This window comes from Okeania sp. SIO3B5 (assembly GCF_010692555.1).
Lineage (GTDB): Bacteria > Cyanobacteriota > Cyanobacteriia > Cyanobacteriales > Microcoleaceae > Okeania.
The window spans coordinates 1-6,483 of record NZ_JAAHHG010000549.1 but is presented as its reverse complement, the minus strand read 5'-3'; the positions used below and the strand labels follow the sequence as shown (position 1 = coordinate 6,483).

At 41.7% G+C, this 6,483-nt stretch carries 5 protein-coding genes and 2 pseudogenes; 3 read left to right on the top strand and 4 right to left on the bottom strand.

The window, feature by feature from the left end; translation table 11 throughout:
• The first annotated feature begins 58 nt into the window (after positions 1-58).
• Positions 59-187, top strand: a complete 129-nt coding sequence (locus tag F6K54_RS37950; RefSeq protein ID WP_293089217.1) for a hypothetical protein — start codon at positions 59-61, stop codon at positions 185-187.
• A 655-nt stretch (positions 188-842) separates the two neighbouring features.
• On the opposite strand, the pseudogene F6K54_RS37945 reads toward F6K54_RS37950, so the two are convergent.
• A pseudogene (locus tag F6K54_RS37945) lies at positions 843-1,022 on the bottom strand (IS630 family transposase); the annotation flags it as partial.
• Positions 1,023-1,048: 26 nt separating this feature from the next.
• On the opposite strand from F6K54_RS37945, the pseudogene F6K54_RS37940 reads away from it, so the two are divergent.
• Positions 1,049-1,236 (top strand): annotated as a pseudogene (locus tag F6K54_RS37940) (glycosyltransferase); the annotation flags it as partial.
• A 234-nt stretch (positions 1,237-1,470) separates the two neighbouring features.
• Here the strand turns inward: F6K54_RS37940 and F6K54_RS37935 are convergent.
• Both F6K54_RS37935 and F6K54_RS37930 read right to left on the bottom strand, forming a co-directional pair.
• On the bottom strand, positions 1,471-2,217 hold the full coding sequence (locus tag F6K54_RS37935) for a hypothetical protein (RefSeq protein WP_293089215.1): 747 nt from the start codon (positions 2,215-2,217) through the stop codon (positions 1,471-1,473).
• 1,095 nt (positions 2,218-3,312) lie between these two features.
• The gene (locus F6K54_RS37930) at positions 3,313-3,738 is read right to left on the bottom strand and encodes a hypothetical protein (RefSeq protein ID WP_293089213.1); all 426 of its coding nucleotides are present in this window, start codon (positions 3,736-3,738) and stop codon (positions 3,313-3,315) included.
• Positions 3,739-4,207: 469 nt separating this feature from the next.
• On the opposite strand from F6K54_RS37930, the gene F6K54_RS37925 reads away from it, so the two are divergent.
• A complete protein-coding gene (locus tag F6K54_RS37925) occupies positions 4,208-4,369 on the top strand; it encodes a hypothetical protein (protein WP_293089211.1) in 162 nt (53 codons plus the stop codon).
• A 32-nt stretch (positions 4,370-4,401) separates the two neighbouring features.
• Here F6K54_RS37925 and F6K54_RS37920 read toward each other — a convergent pair whose 3' ends face one another.
• The gene (locus tag F6K54_RS37920; protein WP_293089209.1) at positions 4,402-5,991 is read right to left on the bottom strand and encodes an RNA polymerase sigma factor; all 1,590 of its coding nucleotides are present in this window, start codon (positions 5,989-5,991) and stop codon (positions 4,402-4,404) included.
• Positions 5,992-6,483: the final 492 nt, after the last annotated feature.

The following is a 6,483-nucleotide window of genomic DNA, read 5'->3' as shown; positions in this document are numbered from 1 at the left end:
TTTGACACTCGCTGCGACGGGCATCACAGATAAGGTTGTTGGTGGGTAGGTATGGGGTGTGGGGAGAGGGGGTGGTGTGGTGGAGGGGGGGTGGGTGTATGGAGTGGGGGGATGGAGTGTGGGGAGGGTGGGGAGATGGGGAGATGGGTGGATGGGGGGATGGGGAGATGGGGAGATAGGGAGATAGGGAGATAGGGAGATAGGGAGATGGGGAGATGGGGAGATAAAGACACCGAGAAACAAAAATAAGAGTGCACAGTTTTAGCTGTGTCAGTCTACTACAAGGAGATGAAAAAGCGGTCGTTTTACTAGCGCATAACTGACTGGACTGTTTCATCTAAAATGGTGCATTAGATGGAGAGGGTGGGGAGTGTGGGAAGTGTGGGGAGGGTGGGGAGAAAAAAACACCTACCAATAGCGTTCTAACCCATAAGACTTTTTCAGCAAACCCTAATATGGAGAGGGTGGGGAGTGTGGGAAGTGTGGGGAGGGTGGGGAGAAAAAGACACCTAGAAACAAAAATAAGAGTGCACAGTTTTAGCTGTGTCAGTCTACTACTGGACTGTTTCATCTAAAATGGTGCATTAGATTCAATTCAAAAGTCAAAAGTCATGAATTAAGAATTTTCAAGTTAAAAGCATTAGATTTAACTCAAAAGTCAAAAGTCAGTCTAGTGGACTGTTTCATCTAAAATGGTGCAATAGAATAGTCAGCCAAAAGTGACTATTGGACTGACAAGCGATCGCTCTTCAATAGACAGTCAAAAACAGGCGTTCGCTCTTCAATAGGCAGCTCAAAACAGGCGTTCGCTCTTCAATAGGTAGCTCAAAACAGCCTATTTATCAATGTGCGACAGTTTCAAACACAGGATAAAGATGTTGGAGTTTGACTCTAGCATCATCAGTGGAGAAATGCCAAATCACTTTACTAGCAGTTTGATTACGCTCTTGATTCCATGCTGATAACTCTTGGCGCAACTGCTCAGTACTAGGAATGCGTCTGTCTAAACACTGTTTACTTAAACATTCTGTATGATCTTCCTAGAGCAGAATTACCCAAAATAATTAGTCAAGCGATCGCTCTAGTTTTCCATGTCTGTGGGAAGGGTTTGGTTTTCCGGTATTGGAAGCGATGGCGTGTGGTACTCCAGTTATTACTTCTAATATTTCATCCCTGCCAGAAGTTGCTGGAGATGCAGCTATTTTAGTTAACCCGAAAAATGCGGGAGAAATAACAGTTGATGAGGCTCTATTCAGCGCCGTGATATGTACCTTCTTTTTCACTACACCCACCACACTCCTCATCAGTTCAAGGTTTGAGCCTTAACAAGCGTGCCATTCCCAGATCCAGTAACTAACAGCTGATCTTGAAAACATAGCTAGGTTTTTTTTATTAATGTTTAGCTCTGTTTTCAGATATTAGCTGTTATAATTTTCGGATATTAGTTAAAATTATTGATCATTGCGAATTTTAATCAGGGCATTGATCATTGTGAATTTCAAGGTCGAAAATATTACCATATTGAGGGTCAATACCTTGCTTTTGTATGAAGCAGATGTTAGATGGAAGCGGTTTTTCTATGGATGATTTTATTTTCTCACCATCGTATAGGAAAGACAAGGAAACTTTCTCTATGACTTTCCCTGTTTGATCGACAACGTATATTTCAGCTTTAAGCTTTTTATCTTGATCTTCTGGTAGTATACTTCCCACGACTACATTTCCTTGATCACTATTAACTTTAACTGGGGGAGGATTATTAGCATTCAGACAGGGAAAAGATACATCATATTCCATATATGTAACCTCATCAATTGAAGTCGAGAGATAATAATGTTGTCGGTTTTGAAGATTGTGAAAGTCAAAACTAATTAGCCGTTTGGGATCTGCCGGTTCAACTGAAAGAAGGAAATCTGAAAGATTTATAAGATTGTCAAAGTCGTTTTTACTGGGAAGAGCTGGTAGATCTGAGTTAAATGCTTTGGGTTTTATTGGTCCCTCGACAGGCGAGCGTGCTGGTGTTAGTGTTGCTTCAGATTGTCGGCCTATTCTGAGAGAACCTGTAGTGTGTTCCAAAAAACTGTCAAAACCTTCTTTAAAGAAAGTAGGTGAACCCTCATAACAAATATCTGGGTAGTAACATGCTCCTTCATCAAGCACCTCCACATTACAGAAATCTTCAGCAAATGCATTATTGGGGGAAACAGCTATTCCCAAGAAACAGAAACACAAGACAAGTAATAGGCTACAGATTTTTTTCATGACTTCAAACTAAATCAACAAGTTTAGACTATTTGTGTCAAGCTAATTTCAGCTTTCACCCCAGTAAGAGTTACTCCATTATTGGAATCACAAGGACTAAGTACTCTTCCTATAACGAGTGATAAATTCAGACTGAGATTTTTCTTGCACACTTATAAGACGATTTGGACTTTGGACAAAATTTGATGTTCTGTCCTCTGTCGCTCTATTTATAAGACGATCTCACAGCGCAATTTTTGACAAAAAAAAGGTAACTGTTTAGAAGGTAACGAGAGAATGAGGCTTTCACTCATCTCAAATAGGAGATATCGGCAAAGACAGATAAGAGGTATTCACGGATTGACTCAGAGCGAACACCTCGAATAGTAGAAAACTGAGTACCATTTATATGAGATTTATAGGGTTGACAAATAATTGGACTTATGGATGCATGGCAGTTACCCTGTTAAGTTAAGGCGTTCTCACCCCTCTAAAATTTAGTCACAGCAATAGTTTTGCCTCCCACAGTTCCTTCCTTTTCTTCTGGCACAAAAGCTCCGAGGTAATAGCCAAATGTGGGAGAAATAACAGATGCCATGAATATTATAGCTAAAGATGGGGGAGAGCGATCGCACCTCTCGGCCTTAAGTTTGGCTAGCAGCTCAATAATTTAGTTTGGGAAAAAACTGGTTCAACTACTAGGGAGGTAATTATGATGAATAGATAAGAAAGACGCAGTGGAACGGTTTATTGAGCGGGTTTCTCGACTTTACGAGCAAAATGCAACGGCGAGTCGCATTGAGGAATACGCTCGCCGTTGGTTGATTAGGGTTAGGAGTGGAGTTGAGAGGGTTGAATTTAGAAAGGGTTGGGTAAGAGGCAATAGCCCCTTTACCTGCTAATCACATCAAATCATATTCCTGTTCTGATGATCCTGGATTTTCTCAGGACTACCCATGTTTCAACCATTCGCCATTATCATGGGCGGGAACCTAGACACCACTATTCTTTCTTAATAATCCCGCCACGAGTACATCAGTACTTCGACAACGAATAGTTAATTATTTAAACTTAGATACTCTTGATATCAATCTCCACTTTGGTTCCGGAGTTGTCGCTGTCGTTGAACACCGTGATGGCTCCGACACCTTCCACCTCTAAATCAACATCCAGGTCTTCACCTGCTTCGATATCATACTCCAAATCATACGGGGTGACTATCACATGCGCCGCTCGAAAACTATCCACGTTATCAAGGGAAATTTCTATATCGTCAATGTCCTTCGCAATGGCCGCATACAGGGAATCACTCGTTGATATGGTGACATCACAGTCAGGCTTGCTCTCCACTTGACAATAATAATTATTGTTTGCGGACGCAGACGACATTGGACCAGCAAGACTCAACAAACACGATAGCAAGACAGCTCCCAGCCATAAGAACACAGGTAGGAAAGTGCGGGACTTAGTTTCAATCATTCGTTCTTCCATTTGCATAGTTGACACAATTTTCTACACTATTAGAGACGCAAATTATATTGGTGAAGATTTTTATCACTCACAATTTATTTGCTTATCTATTAGACGCTGGCACTACTGAAATCTGACGGACTATAAACAGCATTTATTTGATAAACTTTCGATCTATTGTGATGCATCAATACCCACATCTAGAGCATGACCACCCGACAGCAAACTATTTTCACCGCTAACATCACTTGGTGAAGCAAGTTGTACAATATAACCCAACCTCAACGCGTCTTGGCAATAGTCACATATACAACCGATCCTACAACCTTGATCGTACTAGCAATTTTACCCCGCCACTCCTGAGACTTTACCCCCCTGTCTCCTTCAACTACCAATCCATTCTCCCGGAGAACAACCTATAATAAACAACTAACTATAAGGCTAAAATAAGAGCACGCCAAGTCACCGATATGTTGACCCATATTTAGTTAATCGCATGTCTAACTCCACCACTGAACATAATCTCATTCACTATAGAACTTACCAACCAAACCGTCTCAACGACTGCGTTAACTCTCAACGAATACTGTTCTACCTTTTCTCAATCAGTCAACGCTCGATCGCCACACCAAATCAACCTCTCACGCAATTTTGGTAAAGAGGCAACAAGACTACAGCACACCAGAGACATTACCCCCCTGTATCCATCAACGATCTATGCCAAATCCACTGAATACCCTTCAATGTACTCCAAACACGAGGGAAAAGTTTCACCTCTCCCATTAACCGAGATATTAACCCAGAGTTAGTATTATCCCCTGTCAAACTCGTCCACATAACATACGGTCTCAACCATCGCGTCTGCTCCCTAGATAAACAACAGACAAAACATTTTTTCTGGGAACTTTTGCTGTCAGTTGATAAGCAACAGACAACAGACAAAAAGGAAGAGATTTTTTCAGAGAGTGGGTGGTACAAAAAAAGATTTTTCTGGTAACTATTTCTTCCAGTTCCCAGAAATGGTTGAATAAAATTACTGATTTTCTCGAAATATCTATTATGCTTTGATACAAAATCTCGTTCAACAGTTGTCATTTCCACCATAGGAAGCAATCTCCTAAACCCCTGAGATGGTTTTCTTCCACTCCGTTTCAGCTGCAATGACTTAGATATAGTAATTCTCCGAATTTGATATGACTCCACCGAACTTTCGACACACCCATCTTGTTCTACTTCAAATACCTCGACACACTCTACTTCTGTTAATTCTGTAGCGTTCCCCTGAATCTCCTGAACAACTTGCTCCCTTGACTCGACAGCACTCTCCACACACTCTTGCTCTTCTACCTCAACTAAGCGATCGCTCTCTACTTCTACCGATACTGTTGCTGTTTCCTGAATAGTCTGACCTAAATTATCCCCTAGCTCCACAGAAATATCCACAGACTCAGACTTTTCTATTTCTACCACCTCTTCTTGTAATGGGAACCCACCCCTAACCCAACCCACCCCCGCCCCTCCCAGGAGGGGAGCCAGCTGTGGAAGGTGGGGTGATGGAGAAATAGAATGGCGATCGAATGTAGCGCGTTCTTGTTTAGTTCCCGTCTCATACCCTTTCTTTTCTTCCGACTCACTTCTGTCCTGCTTTTCCTGATTTTTCCTGGGAGTAGACAATTTTCGACCTCCCCTTGCTGTAACACTTACTTTCTCCCCCGTCCCTTGAAAATAGCTGCTCAACTTTTTTTTCAGCTCTTTTCTAGCCAAACATATCCGCCTGCATACATTGGTGTAAGATATCCCTTGCCGTTCCGCAATTTCTGTATGGGTAAGCTCTTCATAAAAATGTAAAATAAAAGTCCCCCGCAACGTTTCCGGTAAATCAGCGATCGCCCGTCGAATCTCAATACACCTCTCCTCTCTCTCCAGACAACTCTCTGGCGACTTCACCGAAGAGGCCATACCCATCTCCTCAGTATCGCCAACCCATTCAATATTTTCAACACCTGTAGCCCCCCGAGAATGTTTTCGACAAATATCAATACAGAGGTTACGAGTCAACTGTATCAACCAGGCCCTAAAATTAGTAATTTTCCCCTCGAACTTTTGTACCTTTTCCCAAGCTTTCAGCATTGCCCGACTCAGAGCATCTTCCGCATCCGTTTGGTTAGAGTTCATTAACCTGAGACAGCACCGATATAGCACTTCTCTATGTTCATTCCATTGCTGCCAAAACTGACAAACCAGATCGGAATTGCCCCTTTCGGTTAAAGCAAAGTCCATTATATTCCTCTTCCATCTGTTGACTATCTACATAATCAAGACGTAAGAGATTGGCTGGTATGACTTATTAAACTTTGTGTAAAAGTTTATATAATTAGGCTTTCCTTCATAGTCAAAATCAACCGTTATTAGCTACCTGCACAAATCAAATCATTTGTCAATATCATAAAATTTGTATGAATATTTATTCAATAAACAATAGCCAGTTAGCAGAGGAGGGGGAGGAGGGGGAGGTCTCCAAGGTTGCTCGCTCCTAACCCACAATTTTAGTCTTGACACGCCACTACGCCTGTCTCCTGTCTCCTGACTCCTGACTCCTGATTCTATACTACATTTTGTGGTGCGGAATATGGGTTAATAATTAAATAATTAGGGCTTGCTGAATAAATCTAAAAGCATTGATATATAAAGACAAGTGCCTTTTTGGGGCCTTGAAAAAGTCTGCCTGTTTCAGCTCTTCATGCTCAAAAAGCTAGTATTTTGGGACGATTA